Consider the following 18,118-nt stretch of genomic DNA (forward strand, 5'->3'; position numbering starts at 1 on the left):
ATGTGATATAATGTAAATATGTCACATAGGCAGCAGAATCCTTAGCTGCATTCTTAATAATATTTTTCCCGGATATCCAATTCAATTAATCAACAAATCAAGTGAGAAGTATGAATCTTAGTGAACTTAAGCAATTGCCTATTGCCGATCTTTTTAACATCGCACAAGAGATTGGTGTCGAGAACCCTTCCCGTATGCGCAAACAAGAAATTATTTTTGCCATTCTTAAAGCGCACGCCTTAAAAGGTGAAGACATTCACGGTGATGGTGTTTTAGAAGTCCTGACTGATGGTTTTGGTTTCTTGCGTTCTGCCGATGGCTCTTATTTGGCAGGCCCTGATGATATTTATGTGTCACCTAGCCAAATCAGACGTTTCGGTTTGCGTTCTGGTGATACTATTTCAGGAAAAATTCGTCCTCCTAAAGACAGTGAACGTTATTTTGCTTTGTTGAAAGTTGATGAAATCAATTATGATTCACCTGATAGTGCCAAACGGAAAATTTTATTTGAAAACCTTACTCCTTTATTTGCTACAGAGCGCTTGGTTATGGAGCAAGGAAATGGCAGTACCGAAGATTTAACCGCGCGGGTAGTTGATTTGTGTGCTCCTTTTGGTCGAGGACAACGTGGTTTGATTGTTTCCCCTCCCAAAGCGGGTAAAACATTAATGCTGCAAAATATCGCACGTTCTATAGAAAAAAATTATCCCGAATGTTATCTCATTGTATTATTAATTGATGAGCGTCCTGAAGAAGTAACTGAAATGCAACGCTCTGTAAAAGGAGAGGTGGTTGCCAGTACTTTTGATGAACCTGCAAACCGCCACGTTCAAGTTGCTGAAATGGTGATCGAAAAAGCCAAGCGTTTGGTGGAACACAAACGTGATGTAGTGATTTTACTTGACTCGATTACTCGCTTGGCGCGAGCTTACAACACAGTGATTCCTTCATCAGGTAAAGTACTGACCGGTGGTGTTGATGCCAATGCATTGCAAAGACCTAAGCGTCTGTATGGTGCTGCACGAAATATCGAGGAAGGCGGCAGCTTGACGATTATCGCTACAGCTCTGGTAGACACCGGTTCTAAAATGGATGAAGTGATTTACGAAGAATTTAAGGGAACAGGTAATATGGAAATCCACTTGAGTCGTAATATCGCTGAGCGTCGTGTCTTCCCTGCGATTAATATTAATCGTTCTGGTACACGTCGTGAAGATCTGTTATTGAGCCCAGAGGATCTCCAACGTACTTGGATATTGCGCAAAATCCTGCAATCTATGGATGAGTGCGATGCAATTGAGTTCTTGCTTGAGCGCATGAAGAATCATAAAACCAATGCCGAATTCTTTGATGCAATGAAACGTCAAGAGTAATTTAAGTATTCTAACTGTCTTAAATACAGCCTGGGAAAATTGATGCGAGCCCGGGTTAGGCTGTGCTCACTGCCATTAAGTTTAGGAACTTTGTCATTCCCGCGTAGGCGGGAATCTATCCCTAAATTGGCTTCGGTATTCGATAAAAGTTGGATCCCCGCCCGCGGGGATGACAATTTTATGGAGACATAAACTGAACTTAATTGGCAAGGCGTCTGTGCCTTCACCCAGGCTACTCTAGGGGATTATTAATGAAATACTCTGATCTAAGAGATTTTATTGCACAATTGGAATCACGTGATTTATTAAAACGTATATCTTATCCCGTATCGCCTTATCTTGAAATGACAGCAGTCAGTGATCGGGTGTTACGTTCAGGCGGCCCTGCTCTTCTCTTTATCAATACTCCAAATCATCAAATGCCGGTTCTGACCAATTTGTTTGGTACCGTTGAACGTGTGGCTATGGGAATGGGTGAAGAAAACATCGGTGCATTGAGAGAGGTGGGCAAATTATTGGCTGCTTTAAAGGAACCTGATCCACCCAAAGGATTCAAAGATGCATTTAATAAGCTCCCTTTGTTAAAACAAGCATTAAATATGGCACCAAAATATGTAAGCGGTGCAGAATGCCAAACTCATGTTTGGGAAAAAGATGAGGTAGATCTGAATTCTTTACCCATTCAAACCTGCTGGCCTAAAGATGCTGCGCCATTAATAACCTGGGGGCTTGTAACCACTAAAGGGCCTCATCAACCACGTGAAAACATGGGAATTTACCGGCAGCAAGTATTAAATAAAAATCAATTAATCATGCGTTGGTTATCCCATCGTGGAGGAGCATTGGACTATCAGGCATGGCAAAAAGCTTATCCCGGCGAACGTTTTCCAGTTGCAGTGACATTAGGTGCGGATCCTGCAACTATCCTTGCTGCGGTGACCCCTGTCCCGGATACTTTGTCTGAATATGCTTTTGCTGGATTATTACGCGGCCAACGCACGCGTCTGACGCGATGTATTGGGCACGAGCTGCATGTTCCAGCGAGTGCGGAAATTATTTTAGAAGGTTATTTAGAGCCTGGAGTAGAAGCACCCGAAGGACCTTATGGGGATCATACGGGCTATTATAATGAAGTACAATCTTTTCCAGTGTTTACTGTGGAACGTATCACCCATCGAGATAATCCCATTTATCATAGTACCTATACTGGTCGGCCTCCTGATGAGCCCGCTATTTTAGGTGTTGCGTTAAATGAAGTATTTATCCCCTTATTACAAAAACAATTCCCTGAAATTGTTGATTTCTATTTGCCCCCAGAAGGATGTTCTTATCGTTTGGCTGTAGTCACAATGAAGAAACAGTATCCTGGGCATGCGAAACGAATTATGATGGCAGTCTGGTCTTTTTTAAGGCAGTTTATGTATACCAAATTTGTCATTGTTTGTGATGATGACATTGATGCGCGTAATTGGAAGGATGTGATTTGGGCAATGACTACACGTATGGATCCTGCACGGGATACCGTCATGATGGAAAATACACCGATTGATTATCTGGATTTTGCTTCACCTGTTTCAGGTTTGGGTTCAAAAATAGGAATGGACGCAACCAATAAATGGCCAGGTGAGACACAAAGAGAATGGGGGGAGCCCATTGTGATGGATGAAGAAATACTAAAAAAAGTCAGTGGTTACTGGTCTTCTCTGGGGTTAGGTGAATGAAGAAAAAAACAATTAAAGCGCTTGTAGAAGACATTTCACCCTTGACAGACAGCATCATGCGTTTGATTTTAACTCCTGAAAAATACATTGATTATCAAGCAGGACAATATCTGCAAATTCTTTTTGGTGAAGAAGCATTTAGTTATTCTATTGCTAATGCGCCATTAGGATCTCATAAATATGAGCTTCACATTCGCCATAGCTTGGAAAATCCCTACAATCAGCGATTATTTGCCCATATCAAGAAATATGGTTTTGTGAATATCTGCCTGCCTTTTGGTGAATGTTCCATTAAACATTTGGATCCGCGACGCCCTATATTATTTATTGCTGGTGGTACAGGGTTTGCACCTGTAAAAGCGATGATCGAACAGTTATTATCTACTGCAGACACTCGGAATTTTGAATTATTTTGGGGCGCACGTTTGCAAAATGACTTATACATGGATGAAAAAGTAACAAGTTGGCAGACCCATGTGAGCCATTTTAAATATTTTTCTTCGGTTTCTGAAGACAATACTGTCCCTCTCGCTTCTATTGTACTAAGCAAGCATCCACAGGATCTTGGTGAATGGCAAATAGTTATTAGTGGACCTTTTGATATGGTATACAGCACTCGTGATGCATTATTAAACAGCGGCGTTTCCTCCGCCCATTTATTTTCAGATGCATTTAGTTTTGAAGCAAAATAAGGAAGAGTTTTATGGAAACTTTATATCAAATTCTAGGTCTTATGGGTGCCGGGCTGATCATTTTCATTTTGTACCGCGCAATCAAAGGAAATCCTGGGCAATTTAGTAAAGAAAATTTGAACAAAAGTTTTTTTACTATGGGGGTTTTGGCTCTTGTTTTGATTGGTTTTATTGCACTCTTGGTTTTAATTGTAAGGAACACGTAGATACTGTCTCATGATTAAAATGCTGCCTATTTTTAAGAACTCAAAGCGGATATGAGCCGGTTGCGTATGACAGCGGTAAAAAATTATTTTAAATAATAGGCTTATTATTTTTTTGCGTACAGCGGTAATAAGGGACAGAGCCCCAAGTCCCGCTTTGTTGCTTCAGAATGTATTCATCAGAAATTAGTGTTTAATGGGTAGGACTTACATTACTGTAATGTCCTTCTTTTTCTTTTAAATAAAAGCGAATATGTGGGTTATTAATTGGCCTTTGGCTTGTGTCCGCAATGAGCATGCACTCTTCAACATAGGTGATTTGGCTACTGTCATCAATCAATAAGCGATACCAAGGATTTCGTGTAGCAAATTCACGTTTATGCGCTTGTGGATTATAACGTCCGGAAGCCTGAAATAAAGGGTCAACATCCACTACGATTGCTCTGTAGCGGCTGTTTTTGTGAATCACTAAATCTCCAATATTAAATTGCGCGATTTTATTCATATAAGCCTCTTTGTTGAGCATCTTGAATAATATATCGGTAAAAGTGAATTAAGCTTGAAGCCTATAGAAAATTTAAAAGGAAAAAATAAAGGAGAGTAATAAATATGAGTTAAATAGATGGGTTGTATCGCGAAAAAACTCCATGATAGAATTTTCATTATATTAATTTTCAAGTTATCTTTATGAATTTTATTAAATTTTCTTTAATAAGCTGTATGCTTGGGGTTGGTTCTTGGTCAACAGCAGCACCTGTTCCAGGTTGGACCGGTTTTTATGTTGGAATTAATGGAGGTTATTCAAATACACATAATAAGGATCATACTGATCTTTCCACGGTTCGTACTTTACCCTCTGCTGCTACCACTTCTGCATTAGCAGCTGCGACGTCAGTAACTGCCGCAACATCTTCTTTCTCAGCAAATAATGACAATTTTATCGGTGGAGGACAAATTGGATATTCATACTCTTTGAATCAATTTGTTTTGGGAGTGGAAGCTGATATTCAAGGTATAACGCCTGAAATTGATACGGTTTCTTCACAACAAGTCGTTGCGATTCCTACTTTTAGGACTTCAAGAATTGCTTCGAATCTGTTTCTGGATCAGAGTATTGATTATTTAGGGACAGTACGAGGGCGTTTTGGGGTGCTTGCTACTTCCTCACTACTTTTAGCTGCAACAGGTGGTTATGCTTATGGAGGGGTTCGCTCAGACACTGATCTAACCCAGAGTTATCTTGGAACTGCGAATAATTTAGTGAGAACATTTACCAGTGATGGAAGCTCTTCCTCAACACGGAATGGTTGGACTGTAGGAGGCACTTTAGAATGGAGATTTCAAGGGCAGTGGAGTACAAAATTGGAGTATTTGTATTATGATTTAGGCTCTTTTACCTGTAACGCTACTCCCCTAACCAGCCTGATTAATGACGGCCCTGATGCAGGAAAACCTTTATTTGTTAATGCAGTAAGTACGACTTCACGTTTCGATGGCCACATTGTCCGTTTAGGTATTAATTATTTATTTGCTTAAATTGCAAGCTGACCCAGTATTCCACTCAGCACGAAGGAGTCACTACAAAGTGAAGGCGTGTTCATTATGGAGGCGTTTTCTTTGACTTTGCCATTCAGGATTTGATTGAAAATCAGTGAGCGCAATCGAGTTTATTCCTTTTGCAGCATAAGATTTTTGAACGGTTGTCCATACTTCATCATAAGAACTCATGTTGGGGATAATCAGGTAATGCACGCAGGGATCAAGTACACTTACCTTTTCGCCTGCGCCTGCCAGACCTTCGGCGGCTTGTTGCACACAAATATTGCCGCAGATCCCGGCAATCAATAGTTCGTTATACGCTTTATTTCGGAAAAATTGGAGGAAAGACAGGGCATATTCATCATAAATATTATTCATCTCTTTTAAAAAGCATGGCTCACTTAAATCAATTCCTTCCTTAAGTTTCATTCCAGCTTCAGGAGCAGAGAAATTAATTTTAGCAAAGCGGTAAATCGAAATTTTTTCTTCCAGAATTTTCAGCCGTTCCTCAATAGGTTGGGAAATGGCGGCCCCTATTGTGCCGCATAGGCAATGGATCCCATATTGTCCATTTTCTGGATTAAGTTGTTGTAATTCATGGTGTTCAATTCTGAGGATTCTCTGCGTATGTATTTGTCCATAACCTTGCTTCATAATTTGTGTATCAATATGCTCCTGGGTTCGTCCAAAAACATGGGCATCCTGAGTGGTAATAAGCTCGATTTGCTGACAAAGCTCAGGGTAGTTTGCAATAAGTTCAATCAGTGCATCAAGTAATGCCATATTGCTGATCAATGTATTTTCGCCAGCGGGGGCATATAAGGCAAAACCATGCAATACGAAGTCATTTTGTATATCGATTAAAATAATGGCTAATTGATGAGTTGCACATAATTTTTTGAGAATAATTTTTTTTAATTCTTCTTTTAAGAGAGAAGCTGATTCAGCATATTTTTTATTGATTTCATTAAAGCGGTGAGCTGTGCTTTGGCGTAGTTGCTCTTGAATTTGCAGATGTGCAGCCAGTCTTAATTTATTGGATGTATTCATTTTTGTAATAAAAAGCATTTTACAATGAATAATACAATATAAACGCTTTATTACCCACGAAAAATTGAATTAAATCAAGCATAGCTCCTAGTGTGGATGATGTTACAGTGACATCTGGTCCCTGAGCGCGCTCCACGCGAAATTTACCCTCTACGTACCGTGCATAAAGTGCCGTACGTAGAACACTGAGTATCGTTCATTTAAAAACATAAAGTGACATTCAAATTCCGCGTGGATCGCTCAGGTTTTGTCCGCGGGACTTCGGAATAAGGCCGGACTAGTTTTTCAGCGATATGTAGAAGATTCAGCCCGTAAGCGGGGATCCATTTTTATAGTGGCAATGTGTTCCATTATAAATGGATCCCTGCCTGTGCAGGAACAACAACATTTGTTGCTCCGCTTGGCAGGTATGCCGCTTTATCCAGACTATGCATTTATTTAGATTGTATTAAGACTTAAAAAATTACCTATATCTTCCAGTACTTCATCAACAGGAGCTTCGATTTCTTTTTGATCTTCGGTTTTATCAAAGAAGAAAGATGCTCTTCCTGTTGTCGCTTTCGTATAAATCAATTTACCTATTGTCACGAGACTCAACAAGATATTGGCTACAACTGTTGGCCAAGACGTATATTCGCTCATCACATCATCTTGACTGTGCAATCGTGCTTTAACTTTCATTTTAAATTTTTGATATGCCTCTTTACCTGGAATCTCATCCCGATTTTGATAGACGAATTGATCTACATCTTTTTTAAGATCATCAGCAAGCTGATTTATGATTTCTTGTTCATGTTCAGATAAGGTTTCTGCATAAGTTTTTATGCCGACAATTTTGTCATATAAACCCCGCATTTTCAGGGCATATTCTTTATATCGGCTTTCTTTGCTTTCAAACGTTAAAAGTACTTGCTCCACTTTTCCAGGCAGATCTTCTACCGCCTCAGGTTTTGCATCTGCTTCCATTAACTTAACTACGATTTTACTCAGAGTGGCTTGCATTTTGACGCCTGGAAATTTATCCACTTCTGCAGTAATGTTCTTAAGCACCGCCTCGCTGTTTCCGGATTCCACATATGCTTTTAATAGGCCATTTTTCGCATTACTAATTTTTTTAATGAATTGATCACGAATATCTCTATCATCAGAAATAAATAAATCCTTAGCATAATAATGCTTGTTACGCTCATTGATGTACGCCTCAAGCATTCTTCTAATCTCTTCAGCAAGGACTTCACGTTGTTCTATCCTTTCTTTTTCTTGTTGTTGTCTTTCTAAAGATATTTTTCGATTGTGCTCTTCCGCTTTTTCCCTTCGCTCCCTTTCTTCTTCTTGTTTTTCTAGAATTTTAATTTGTCGATCCAGTTCTGCTGCCTGGTCTGTAAGTTCTTTAATGGTAACTGTTTCTTTTTGGGTTATCTGTTGAGTAAGTAAAACAACTGTTTCAGCGAGGCTGTTTCTTTCATCATAGTTATTAGATAGTTTTAATTTGAGTTCTTCTAATGCTTCTAAAGCAGATGAAATTTCCCTTAGTGTCAGCTCATCTACCCCAAGTGTAAATTGAATGCTTTTCGCTTTGCGAGAGACAGCGTTTGATAAGTTACGTCTATCGGTTGAGTCTAAGGTCCAAGTATATTTGCTTTTCTCTTCCTCAAGGATCTCCAGTAATAAATCAAATCCTATATTTTTAGGACTCTTAGTACTCGTAATACCTGATTGATTAGCAAATTCTGCAAGTATACTTCTGTCATAACCGACAGTTAGGTGCTGTTCAACATTTTGCAGTAATAAATTTAATTTGTTTGTTTTCTCAAAAAGTTTTTTATTATTTTCTTCTGCGTTACGCAAAGCAATCTCTTGGTCTTGGACGTAGAGCAAAACCGCTTGTTTATCTTCTTTATTTAAACTTACTGAGGTACTGGCATTTATTTGCGCTAGCTTTAAAGCTGCTGGTACTTCGTTTTCGATGATGGCTTTATTTTTTTGATTAAGTACTTCTATGGTCTTTTCTTTTTCGCTTTTTTGTTGCTGCAATTGCAACAGCTGCTCTTTTTGTGCCGTGATTTGTTGCTGTTTTTCCAGATATTGGCGGCTTAACTCTTCTTTACTTATCATTTTTACATCTCACATCTAAATGGTTAAAGCATGAGCATCATAAAACACATTGTCTGATTATTAAATAATCAATTTTTTCAATTAAAAATCAAAAAGTTAAATAAAATAAAGTGCCAAAATAATCCCTATTTCATAAAGAAAACAAAGCGGCAGGGCGAGCATGATTTGTGAGAAAACATCCGGAGGAGTAAGTAACATCCCTATAATAAAAGCCCCAACAATGACATAGGGCCTGATTTTTTTTAGCGTTATCACTTCAATGATTTTTAAACGCACCAGTACAAAGCAAATTAAAGGTACCTGAAAGCAGAAACCAAAAATCATAAGCATTCTGGTGATGAAGTCCAAAGCATAAGCCATATCAGGCATATAGCGCACTCCTTTAGGTAAGGCGTGTGCAAAAAAGTGGAACATGAACGGTAAAACCAAATAAAAGCAAAATAAAACTCCAACGAGAAAAAGTACAAGGCTGAAAATTAGAGCAATACGTAGTGTAGTTTGTTCTCTTTGGTAAAGGCCAGGGCTGATAAAACGCCAAAATTGAAATAAAGCGAAAGGAGTGCTTAGTAATATGGCTGCATCAGCGGCAAGTTTTAGGGGAGTAAATACTGGAGAAGTTACTTGAGTAGCAATTAGACCTTCTTGAGCTGAAAGTGTATGCAGCAGTGGACTAACCAAAGCTTGATATAAATCGTTAGCCAGAAAAAAGAAAACAAGAAATAAGCTGCCAAACCATATTAAGGTTTGCAATCCACGGCGGCGTAACTCTAAAAGGTGATTTAACATGGCTTCTTTGAAAATGGTGAAACTTTTATTTTAATCTCTCAAAATTTGTAATGATTCTTGACCTTCCTCCTACGTACCGTGCATAAAGCACAGTACGTAGAGGGATTTTTTAAACTTCAGCAAGTTCCTTAATTTCTTTGGTTTTAATGCCAACTTTTTCGGGTCGAATTTCTCTTAAGCGGTTGAACTGATCAACAAACACTACAGTAGGAACTATATTGGCACATTCTTCTTCCAAGACTTGGGTAAAGGAAGCGATAATGATTAAATCTCCTGGCGTTACCAAATGCGCTGCTGCTCCATTCACGCAAATTTCAGTAGAACCTGGCCTACCCGTGATGGCATAAGTCTCAAATCGAGTGCCTCCAGTGACATTCCAGACATTGACTGCCTCATAAGGTAATATGTTTGCTGCCTTTAGCAGTTCCGGAGAAATAGTAATACTTCCTTCATAATCCAAATCGGCTTCAGTGACACATGCACGATGAATTTTGGATTTTAACATTTTTCTATAAGCCATAACGATCTCAGCCTTGTTCATAGTGGCCGAATTTTACACCAAATTGAGAAGCTTATGCTATATAAATTTGTCACTTGAGTTGCAGGCATATAACGCAACCAGTAAAGGAAAACCAGAATCCTCCCTCGCTTCACCTGGGCTACTTTTTATTGAGGATGCGCGTTATAATTGGCTTTTATTTTATGGGATGGACAAAGGTGAGGCATAGCCCACGCAAGCGGTTTGGCCAGAATTTTCTACAAAACCGCCATATTATTGATGACATTATCCGAGCAATTAATCCGCAAGCAGAAGATAATATGCTGGAAATTGGTCCGGGTTTGGGGGCGCTAACTGAGCCATTGTTGCATCGCTTAAATCATCTATCAGCAGTTGAAATCGACACCGATTTGCAGCAATACCTGTCAGGGCGGCCTATGGCGCAGAATAAGTTGCATTTAATTGCTGCCGATGCATTAACTCTTGATTACAGTCAATTTGGTCCCCATTTACGTGTGGTAGGGAATTTACCTTATAATATTTCCACACCGTTACTCATTCATTTATTACGCTTTGCGCCATATATAGAAGACATGCATTTTATGTTGCAAAAGGAAGTAGTAGAACGTATGGCAGCACAACCAGGCTGTAAAGCCTATGGTCGGTTAACGGTAATGCTGCAATACCATTGTGCTGTGGAGCATTTGTTTCATGTTCCTCCAGAAGCTTTTGAGCCACAGCCTAAAGTAGATTCAGCGGTGGTTCGCCTTACTCCCCATCGCGTTTCTCCCTTTGAAAAAGTTTCTGTAGCGCAGTTGGAGCGTCTGCTAGCGAGTGCATTTGCCATGCGCCGTAAAACACTTAATAACAATTTAAAGGGAATAGTAACGATTGAGCAATTGAGCACTGTTGGTATTGATGGAAGTAAAAGGCCAGAACAAATTTCTATTGCGGAATATGTTCAACTAGCGAAATTTATTTCCAATTAGTGTAAAATTAATCATCATGGACATAATTTATCAATTTGGAGTTATTAATTATTATGGAGATGGCCTTGTTTCATCGTCAACGTCAGCGTAAAGGTTCCTTGTCTACACACGGTAAATCTTTAAAAGATTTAACACGCATTGTTAATGCGAATCTTTTTTTGTCGGAGGACAAGAGACAAATATTACTAAAAAAGATGAGAATGTTATCTGGCTTGGAAACTGCGCGGTATGATAGCTTATGCAGCACTCTTATCAATAATCTAGTTCACTATTGCCAAAATTTACCTGAGACAGCAAACAGTTATTATTCCCAGCAAGGTGGCTTGGTGGATCATGCATTAAACCGTACAGAAGCCGCGCTGAGCCTTTTTCAGGAATTTATGGTGCAGGATCAGCCTGATTTATTATCTGAAGAACAAAAGCTTTGGCAATATGCACTTTTCTCAGCAGCAGTTCTACAAGGAATAGGTAAATTGTTTGTTGATTACCGTGTTAGTTTTTATGATACAAACGGTCAATTTTTAAAAGAATGGAATCCTTTACTTGAAAATATGACGAGCACCGGAATTTATTACTTTTACGAGTTTGAAAAAGAAGCTGAAATTGAATTTCGACGTCGTCTTAATTTATTGATGGCAAAAACATTAATGCCCACAAGTGGATTTGCTTGGATAGCCTCTAATCCAGAAGTTCTTTCAATATGGCTTGCGTTATTGAATGAAGATGAGCGCTCTGCGGGGACTTTGGGAGCTATATTAATTCGTGCTGAAGCCGTTGCAATTCAACGTTATTTACTTGAGTTTATGGTGAAAGGCACTCCAGCTCATAGTGGGGGGCGTTATCGTGCAGGGACTTTTTCTGGTGGCCAGCCAGAGACCTTATTAGAGAAAGAGCAGGCTGTTGGCATGGAGTTTATCCAATGGATGATTAAAGCATTAGATGGCGGCAAGATTATGATTAATAAAGCCCCCTTATTTATGGTTCCTGGGGGTATGTTGATGTGTGCTGAAATGTTTCAATTATTTGTACGTGAACATCCTGAGTATAAAAATTGGCAAGCAGCACAAAATGGATTTTTATCTTTGGGTTTACATAGTCTCGCTGCGGATGGCGGTGTGTTAAGTCGATTTGAGACAAGAAATCAAATGGAGACTGGAATTGTATTTTCCAAGTATGCCCTTGCTTTACCTGAGTCAGTAAAAGTGGTGCACCCAAGTACTGGAAAAGTAGAATCGATGTCCGCTACGGAATTGATTCATAAAGCACAATTTAACAGCCAGTTTATCCAGAAACAAAACATGAGTTTGGCAAGTTCGTTGCAAAAACTGGATGCAGCAGGGAAATGGCAAGTGGTTGAAAACGAAGGGAGTGCGCTAAGGCCAGGAGCAAAAAACGGTGCCTGATTATGCAATTGGTGATGTGCAAGGGTGTTATGAGCCTTTGCAACGGCTGTTGGATTTAATCGATTTTGATGACAAAAGAGATCGTTTGTGGTTTGTTGGCGATTTGGTGAATCGAGGCCCTGCATCTTTAGCTGTCTTACGTTTTGTCAGCGCCTTACCCATTACGCCCAGGGTGACTTTAGGCAATCATGATTTACATCTATTAGGCTTATTATTTGGTGACAGACCGTGGAAAGGGCATGATGACACGCTGCATGAAGTAATAGACGCTGTTGATGGTGAGGTTTTGGGGCATTGGTTAAGGAAACAATCCATTTTGTATCACTCGCCAGAACTTAATGTGGTGATGTGTCATGCTGGAATTTGTCCTTTATGGGACTTGTCACAGGCGATGGAACACGCTAAAGAACTTGAAGAGGTACTTTCAGGGGACAATTATCGTGATTTTTTATCGCATTTATACGGTAATCAACCCGATATATGGTCTGATGATTTAAGAGGGATGGACCGACTGCGGGTAATTACCAACTATTATACACGCATGCGTTTTTGTGATGCGCAAGGACGGTTGGAGTTGGGTTATAAAGAAACTATTGCTCAAGCGCCAGCAAATCTTTATCCTTGGTATGAAGTACCGCATCGTAAAGAAATTGATGTGGATATTGTTTTTGGGCATTGGGCCGCTTTAATGGGGAAATGTCCCAATCCTAAAATTCATGCAATAGATACCGGATGTCTTTGGGGTGGCCAACTTACTGCATTACGCTTGCAGGATATGCAACGATTTGCAGTCTGGAACAAAAAATAATGATGTTAGTAAAAAACTTTAATTCCATACGTTCATCCTGTATGCTTTTTAGGAGCCGGAAAGGTATAAAAACTTTGTTTTTTTGTAATTATTTATCTCTAAGCTACGTCCCGCGGCTTGTCCGCGGGATCCAGGAATCTCACAACATCATTGGATCCCGCGGACAAGCCGCGGGACGTAGGCGAGGGAGAGCAGTTGCGTTTTTCCTAGTCTATTACCTATTTGGCTTTAATGCGTGGTCACTCCCTACTACTGAAGATTTACAGGTCAAACAAGCAGAAGAGCGCTTGCAAAAAGCGATAGAGAATCCTGAGTTTATGCTGCATAACTGGATAGAATTGCCGACTTCTCCTGCAGCCCGCAATAAAACCGTACATCATTTAAGTTTAAGAGAAGCGATTTTATTGGCTTTACGCTATAACCCTAATATTCAAAATGCCGAACTGGATCGAATTGTACAACGTTATCAATTGCGTTTAGCGCACAATCAGTTTGAACTGCAATATGCTTTGGGAGCTTCTGGGGTAATCCAGAAAAGTAAGTTTAATGGGGTTGGTACCGATACAACACGTACATTCTTAGCCAGTCCCGAGTTTAATTTGAAAACAAAGCTAGGAACAGAAGCTAATTTATCGATAAACAATAACGTCAATGACAATAACAATTACAATCCAGTATTGAATTTTTCCTTAACCCAGCCTTTATTACGCGGCTTTGGCAAAGCAGTAAACGAAGCAGCGCTTTTAGATGCCCAGGATAATGAATGGTTAAACAAATTAAACTTGCAGCAATCGGTCGCAGATCAGGTTACCCAAGTTATTATGGCCTATCGAATGCTTATTTTAAGCGGAAATAATTTACAGAATCAGCGCTTGCAGTTAAAAGAAGCAAAAAAATCATATGAAATTAATGAAAAAAAGATAAAAGCAGGTCAATTAGAACCAACAGGCAACATCCAGCAATCCTATCAAATTGAATCTTTAAGTTTAATGGTGGAACAGGCGGAGAATGAATTTCAAACCGCATCACAAGATCTTTTGCAGACTATTGGCCTCGATCCAGAAATGCATATATCAGTTCCTAGCGATGTTGTTTTAGACAAACTTGCAGTTCCCGATTTGCAGCAGTCTATTGAGCAGGCTTTGAATCATAACACTGTTTATTTGGCACAAAAAATGACATTACGCGCGGATGAGCGCGCTTATAAAGTTGCCAAGAATCAACAGCTATGGCAATTGGATGTGTCAGGGAATGTGCAAAGTGGTGTTTTAAATGATGTGACAGGCGCTAACGGAGGAGTTAGGGGCATTTACAATGGAAATAACATCACCGAGGCAGCCCGTTTGACATTAACTGTTCCTTTGCATGACATCAGTCGCCGCAGTCAGTTAATTAATGCTAAAGTGCGCTTGGAAAAAGACCGTTTAAATTTACTTGCAACGAAACGTGCATTAATAACGAATATAACCAATACCATAAACAATATAAAAAGTTTGGCAAAACGTTACCAATTAGCCTTAAAGCAAGTGAAACTGGCAGAGCAATCTTATGCTTTGGAAAAGAAAAAACAACAAGCAGGTATATCCAGTGCGTTGGATGTAAACAACACGCAAAACCAGCTGATACAGGCGCAGTCTGGATTAATTAATGCAAAAATTGCATATCTTAATCAGATATCAAACTTACAAAGGACTCTGGGAACAACGCTGGAGCATTGGCAAATTAAATTAAGGTATGGTGGATGAATAGGTATTTAAACACATCAAAAGTTGTCATTTTATTATTAGCCGTGTTTCTTTTCTCCTCATGTGATCGTCATGAAAAGAAAAAAACGGTTGCGTTACACCAATATAAAGTCGAGGATCAAACAATCCATAAAACCTTGCATTTTACAGGAACGGTTCAGCCTTTACATGAAAATACTATAGCCAGTCCAATGGAAGCGGTGGTTGAAACAATGAATTTTCATTATGGGCAAATGGTCAAAAAAGGTGATGTGATTTTAACGCTAAACTCAACTGAGTTACAAAGGCAGTTTAATGACACATTAACGGAGTACTTAAAAGCCAAAGACAGCTATACCATAGCAAAAGCCAAGTTTGTTGGGACTCAGGATTTATGGGACTCTGGTTTATTATCCAAAAATAATTACATGAGTGAAAAATCAAATGTGGATACAGCTAGGGTAACTTTAATGCAGTCCACACGTAAACTGACAGAAATGTTAGAAAAACTTGATGAAAATAGCCCCAAAAATTTATCGGCATTAAGTTTGGCTGATTTTGATAAGATAAAAAAAATTTTGGCATCCAAGCATAATGTGATTCATTTAAAGTCACCTAGAGATGGAGTGCTACTATACCCTCCTAAAGCAGGCGAAGATAAAAGTGTACGTGTCAATGTGGGATCTACAGTGAAATCGGGCCAAGTCATTGGATTGATTGGTGATTTATCTGGGATCAGTATCGAAATTGATGTCCCGGAAATTGATATAACCCAAATTCAAGCGGGCATGAATGCTGTAGTGAGTGGAGTCGCTTTTGGTAAATATCCATTAAAAGGGCAATTGGTTGCAGTGAATGCCCAAGCATCAAACAACAATGGACTTCCCTTTTTTACGGCTGTAGTAGAAGTTAAGAAATTAACCCCGGAGCAGCAAAAATGGATCAAAGTAGGTATGAGTGCATCCATTGAATTAAGTGTGGATAATGGCAAGCAACTCATCATACCTATTGCTGCGATAAAGCGAGAAAAAGGACAAAGTATTGTTAATTTGCAAAACGATTCAGGTGCTATTGAAAAGCGAGTTATAACAACAGGTGCGGCGCAAGCAGATTCAGTTGTCGTTGAGACCGGTTTAAAAGCTGGCGATGTGGTGGTTTATGGGTGATCTCGTAATCAATGCAAATCCTTTGTCTGAGGATGCAAGTATTCTTGAACGAATTGTGCATCCTGCGATAAACCCACGGCATAAGGGCAATGTTAAGAAGACTCAGCAATCATTAATGGTGCTGACGGATATTGTAAAAACGTATCATCTCGAAGGAATTAGCAGTACCATCTTAAAAGAAGTATCACTTACGGTATATGAAGGAGATTTGCTTGCTATTGTAGGCGCGTCTGGCTCAGGTAAATCTACTTTGATGAACATTATGGGGCTCCTGGATAAAGCAGATGCAGGAACCTATCTATTGAAGAATCGCAATGTTGCTGCTTTGACCGATGATGAAGCAGCAGAATTGCGGAATCAAAATATCGGTTTTGTTTTCCAGCAATTCAATTTATTACCAAGGTTTAGTGCCATGCAAAATGTGGCATTGCCTTTAATCTATCGCGGCGTTGGACCTGCCGAAACTAAAGAGAGAGTGCTTGCTGCTCTTGAGTGGGTAGGCATGCGTCAATATGCACACCATCGGCCTACACAATTATCCGGCGGACAGCAACAACGGGTTGCCATTGCCCGTGCTTTGGTCACAGAACCCCAAGTGATTTTGGCAGATGAACCTACTGGGGCGCTTGATTCACGTACCGGTAATGAAGTAATGAATTTATTTTTAAGTTTGCACGCCCAGGGGCGTAGTATCATTATGATTACTCATGATGAGCAGATCGCTGCATTGTGTCAGCGAAAAATTACTCTTGTGGATGGTGCGGTCATGACGGAGACAGGGGCATGAATCTTGTCGGACATTGTCAGCAAGCATTGGTTAATTTAACCGCTGCCAAGTTGCGTTCCTTTTTAGCCGTTCTAGGCATTTTAGTAGGTACTGCCGCTGTTGTTGCCTTAATTAGTTGTGGTCAGTTAGCTACAGAAAAGGCATTAGCTCAATTCAAAGCTTTAGGGACGGATTTATTGGCAATTTCTGTTTACCCGAAAACGACAGATAAATCTTCTGGAAGTATGGAATCAATCTCTGCAGATCAATGGGAGCAGTTGCCTGAACGAATACCTTATATTGTCGATATGGCCCCTTACAGCACCGCATATCAACCTTTGAGTTTTCAGGGAAAATTAATGCAGGGCGCAGTTATAGGAGCCAACGAGCATTTACCAAAAATTGTTCATATTAAACTCGCTGCCGGACATTTTGTTTCTTTTGTTGAGTCTTATGAGCATTATTGTGTGATTGGCGCAGGTTTAGCGCGGCAAATCAAAGAGATAAGTTTTGATGATCCCATAGGAAAACAATTACGTATAGGACAATCTTTATATACGATTATTGGAGTGGCCGAACCTTGGAAGGAAAATGGCTTTTTCAATGAAGACATCAATCAGGCGGCAATTATTCCCTTGGCTGGGATTAGTATGATTAGCAAGGATGCCAAGGTAAATAACGTGGTTTTGGAGTTGAAACCGGATAGCCCCATAGATGAAGTGATTGAAGAAATAAAACAAATTATTGGCTCAATGGCTCCTAAATTGAGTGTTTTTTCTCGTAGTGCAAAACAAATTATTGCGAGCATGGAAAATCAGGGACAAATTTTTACCTTATTGCTTGGTGTGATCGGTGGTATTTCGCTTTTGGTTGGTGGAATTGGTGTAATGAATGTCATGTTGGTTTCTGTGAGTGAGCGCAAAAAAGAAATTGGCATCCGTAAAGCAGTAGGCGCTAAAAATAGCGAAATTCAAGCTTTATTTTTAGTTGAATCGGTAATGCTTTCTTTGTTGGGAGGCATACTTGGAGTAATCTTAGGATTAATTTTTACGCGTATTTTGGCCTATTTTAGCGATTGGAATTTTTCAATCTATCTTCTTCCTCCCGTAGCAGGATTTTTGGTATCGGCAGCTACTGGGATTTTCTTTGGTTTTTATCCTGCACGACGTGCTGCAAAATTGGAACCGGTAGTTTCCTTGCGCAGTGAGTAATTGAGTTTTTCTCTCTTAAAGCAATTTTTTTCAATGTTTTAGTTTCTACTGTGATAGCGGGATATTTATTGTA

17 protein-coding genes are annotated in these 18,118 nt (G+C 39.6%); 12 read left to right on the forward strand and 5 right to left on the reverse strand.

From position 1 onward, the window contains the following. Window positions 1-110: 110 nt before the first annotated feature. From rho to DY223_RS00400, 4 genes are all read left to right on the forward strand, one after another. Window positions 111-1,373 (forward strand): transcription termination factor Rho, encoded by a 1,263-nt coding sequence (gene rho, locus DY223_RS00385; protein ID WP_010652211.1) that lies wholly within the window; start codon window positions 111-113, stop codon window positions 1,371-1,373. Window positions 1,374-1,624: 251 nt separating this feature from the next. Continuing rightward, the gene (gene ubiD, locus DY223_RS00390; RefSeq protein ID WP_058459006.1) at window positions 1,625-3,094 is read left to right on the forward strand and encodes a 4-hydroxy-3-polyprenylbenzoate decarboxylase; all 1,470 of its coding nucleotides are present in this window, start codon (window positions 1,625-1,627) and stop codon (window positions 3,092-3,094) included. Continuing rightward, window positions 3,091-3,786 carry an NAD(P)H-flavin reductase gene (locus tag DY223_RS00395; RefSeq protein ID WP_058459005.1) on the forward strand — a complete coding sequence of 232 codons (696 nt, stop codon included), beginning with the start codon at window positions 3,091-3,093 and terminating at the stop codon, window positions 3,784-3,786. The genes ubiD and DY223_RS00395 overlap by 4 nt, the downstream gene beginning before the upstream one ends. Window positions 3,787-3,797: 11 nt before the next feature. Then, window positions 3,798-3,992 carry a hypothetical protein gene (locus DY223_RS00400; RefSeq protein WP_058459004.1) on the forward strand — a complete coding sequence of 65 codons (195 nt, stop codon included), beginning with the start codon at window positions 3,798-3,800 and terminating at the stop codon, window positions 3,990-3,992. Between the two features lie 190 nt (window positions 3,993-4,182). On the opposite strand, the gene hspQ is transcribed toward DY223_RS00400, so the two are convergent. Continuing rightward, window positions 4,183-4,494 carry a heat shock protein HspQ gene (gene hspQ, locus DY223_RS00405; protein ID WP_058459003.1) on the reverse strand — a complete coding sequence of 104 codons (312 nt, stop codon included), beginning with the start codon at window positions 4,492-4,494 and terminating at the stop codon, window positions 4,183-4,185. 182 nt (window positions 4,495-4,676) lie between these two features. Between hspQ and DY223_RS00410 the strand changes: the two genes are divergently transcribed. Beyond that, window positions 4,677-5,525, forward strand: a complete 849-nt coding sequence (locus tag DY223_RS00410) for an outer membrane protein (RefSeq protein WP_058459002.1) — start codon at window positions 4,677-4,679, stop codon at window positions 5,523-5,525. Window positions 5,526-5,567: 42 nt separating this feature from the next. Here DY223_RS00410 and DY223_RS00415 read toward each other — a convergent pair whose 3' ends face one another. The 4 genes from DY223_RS00415 to panD all read right to left on the reverse strand — a co-directional run bounded on the left by DY223_RS00415 (window position 5,568) and on the right by panD (window position 9,999). Next, the gene (locus DY223_RS00415) at window positions 5,568-6,596 is read right to left on the reverse strand and encodes a cysteine hydrolase family protein (protein WP_235810491.1); all 1,029 of its coding nucleotides are present in this window, start codon (window positions 6,594-6,596) and stop codon (window positions 5,568-5,570) included. A gap of 420 nt (window positions 6,597-7,016) precedes the next feature. Continuing rightward, window positions 7,017-8,693 carry a hypothetical protein gene (locus DY223_RS00420; RefSeq protein ID WP_058459001.1) on the reverse strand — a complete coding sequence of 559 codons (1,677 nt, stop codon included), beginning with the start codon at window positions 8,691-8,693 and terminating at the stop codon, window positions 7,017-7,019. Between the two features lie 96 nt (window positions 8,694-8,789). Continuing rightward, entirely contained in the window at window positions 8,790-9,479 is a 690-nt protein-coding gene (gene tatC, locus DY223_RS00425; protein ID WP_058459000.1) for a twin-arginine translocase subunit TatC, read from the reverse strand. A gap of 109 nt (window positions 9,480-9,588) precedes the next feature. Then, the gene (gene panD / locus DY223_RS00430) at window positions 9,589-9,999 is read right to left on the reverse strand and encodes an aspartate 1-decarboxylase (RefSeq protein WP_058458999.1); all 411 of its coding nucleotides are present in this window, start codon (window positions 9,997-9,999) and stop codon (window positions 9,589-9,591) included. A 197-nt stretch (window positions 10,000-10,196) separates the two neighbouring features. Between panD and rsmA the strand changes: the two genes are divergently transcribed. The 7 genes from rsmA to DY223_RS00465 all read left to right on the forward strand — a co-directional run bounded on the left by rsmA (window position 10,197) and on the right by DY223_RS00465 (window position 18,045). Next, window positions 10,197-10,967 carry a 16S rRNA (adenine(1518)-N(6)/adenine(1519)-N(6))-dimethyltransferase RsmA gene (gene rsmA / locus DY223_RS00435; RefSeq protein ID WP_058459051.1) on the forward strand — a complete coding sequence of 257 codons (771 nt, stop codon included), beginning with the start codon at window positions 10,197-10,199 and terminating at the stop codon, window positions 10,965-10,967. A 53-nt stretch (window positions 10,968-11,020) separates the two neighbouring features. Next, on the forward strand, window positions 11,021-12,370 hold the full coding sequence (locus DY223_RS00440; RefSeq protein WP_058458998.1) for a conjugal transfer nickase/helicase domain-containing protein: 1,350 nt from the start codon (window positions 11,021-11,023) through the stop codon (window positions 12,368-12,370). After that, complete coding sequence (locus DY223_RS00445; RefSeq protein ID WP_058458997.1) at window positions 12,363-13,178, forward strand: symmetrical bis(5'-nucleosyl)-tetraphosphatase; 816 nt, start codon at window positions 12,363-12,365, stop codon at window positions 13,176-13,178. Before DY223_RS00440 ends, DY223_RS00445 begins: the two co-directional genes overlap by 8 nt. Beyond that, window positions 13,178-14,923, forward strand: coding sequence for a TolC family protein (locus tag DY223_RS00450; RefSeq protein ID WP_115684250.1), 1,746 nt, complete (start codon window positions 13,178-13,180; stop codon window positions 14,921-14,923). Before DY223_RS00445 ends, DY223_RS00450 begins: the two co-directional genes overlap by 1 nt. Further along, a complete protein-coding gene (locus DY223_RS00455) occupies window positions 14,920-16,068 on the forward strand; it encodes an efflux RND transporter periplasmic adaptor subunit (RefSeq protein ID WP_058458517.1) in 1,149 nt (382 codons plus the stop codon). Before DY223_RS00450 ends, DY223_RS00455 begins: the two co-directional genes overlap by 4 nt. A gap of 115 nt (window positions 16,069-16,183) precedes the next feature. Continuing rightward, window positions 16,184-16,855 carry an ABC transporter ATP-binding protein gene (locus DY223_RS00460; protein WP_058458520.1) on the forward strand — a complete coding sequence of 224 codons (672 nt, stop codon included), beginning with the start codon at window positions 16,184-16,186 and terminating at the stop codon, window positions 16,853-16,855. Continuing rightward, entirely contained in the window at window positions 16,852-18,045 is a 1,194-nt protein-coding gene (locus tag DY223_RS00465) for an ABC transporter permease (protein ID WP_058458516.1), read from the forward strand. Before DY223_RS00460 ends, DY223_RS00465 begins: the two co-directional genes overlap by 4 nt. The last annotated feature ends 73 nt before the right edge of the window (window positions 18,046-18,118 follow it).

The sequence above is a fragment of the Legionella bozemanae genome (assembly GCF_900450575.1).
In the GTDB taxonomy this organism is placed as follows: Bacteria; Pseudomonadota; Gammaproteobacteria; order Legionellales; family Legionellaceae; genus Legionella; species Legionella bozemanae.

Coding starts and splice junctions, on each gene's coding strand:
- DY223_RS00460 (WP_058458520.1), top strand. CDS start 16,184: ATGGTGCTGACGGATATTGTAAAAACGTATCATCTCGAAGGAATTAGC.
- DY223_RS00415 (WP_235810491.1), bottom strand. CDS start 6,596: ATGCTTTTTATTACAAAAATGAATACATCCAATAAATTAAGACTGGCT.
- rho (WP_010652211.1), top strand. CDS start 111: ATGAATCTTAGTGAACTTAAGCAATTGCCTATTGCCGATCTTTTTAAC.
- hspQ (WP_058459003.1), bottom strand. CDS start 4,494: ATGAATAAAATCGCGCAATTTAATATTGGAGATTTAGTGATTCACAAA.
- DY223_RS00455 (WP_058458517.1), top strand. CDS start 14,920: ATGAATAGGTATTTAAACACATCAAAAGTTGTCATTTTATTATTAGCC.
- DY223_RS00450 (WP_115684250.1), top strand. CDS start 13,178: ATGATGTTAGTAAAAAACTTTAATTCCATACGTTCATCCTGTATGCTT.
- tatC (WP_058459000.1), bottom strand. CDS start 9,479: ATGTTAAATCACCTTTTAGAGTTACGCCGCCGTGGATTGCAAACCTTA.
- DY223_RS00395 (WP_058459005.1), top strand. CDS start 3,091: ATGAAGAAAAAAACAATTAAAGCGCTTGTAGAAGACATTTCACCCTTG.
- panD (WP_058458999.1), bottom strand. CDS start 9,999: ATGGCTTATAGAAAAATGTTAAAATCCAAAATTCATCGTGCATGTGTC.
- DY223_RS00400 (WP_058459004.1), top strand. CDS start 3,798: ATGGAAACTTTATATCAAATTCTAGGTCTTATGGGTGCCGGGCTGATC.
- DY223_RS00465 (WP_058458516.1), top strand. CDS start 16,852: ATGAATCTTGTCGGACATTGTCAGCAAGCATTGGTTAATTTAACCGCT.
- DY223_RS00420 (WP_058459001.1), bottom strand. CDS start 8,693: ATGATAAGTAAAGAAGAGTTAAGCCGCCAATATCTGGAAAAACAGCAA.
- DY223_RS00440 (WP_058458998.1), top strand. CDS start 11,021: ATGGAGATGGCCTTGTTTCATCGTCAACGTCAGCGTAAAGGTTCCTTG.
- ubiD (WP_058459006.1), top strand. CDS start 1,625: ATGAAATACTCTGATCTAAGAGATTTTATTGCACAATTGGAATCACGT.
- DY223_RS00410 (WP_058459002.1), top strand. CDS start 4,677: ATGAATTTTATTAAATTTTCTTTAATAAGCTGTATGCTTGGGGTTGGT.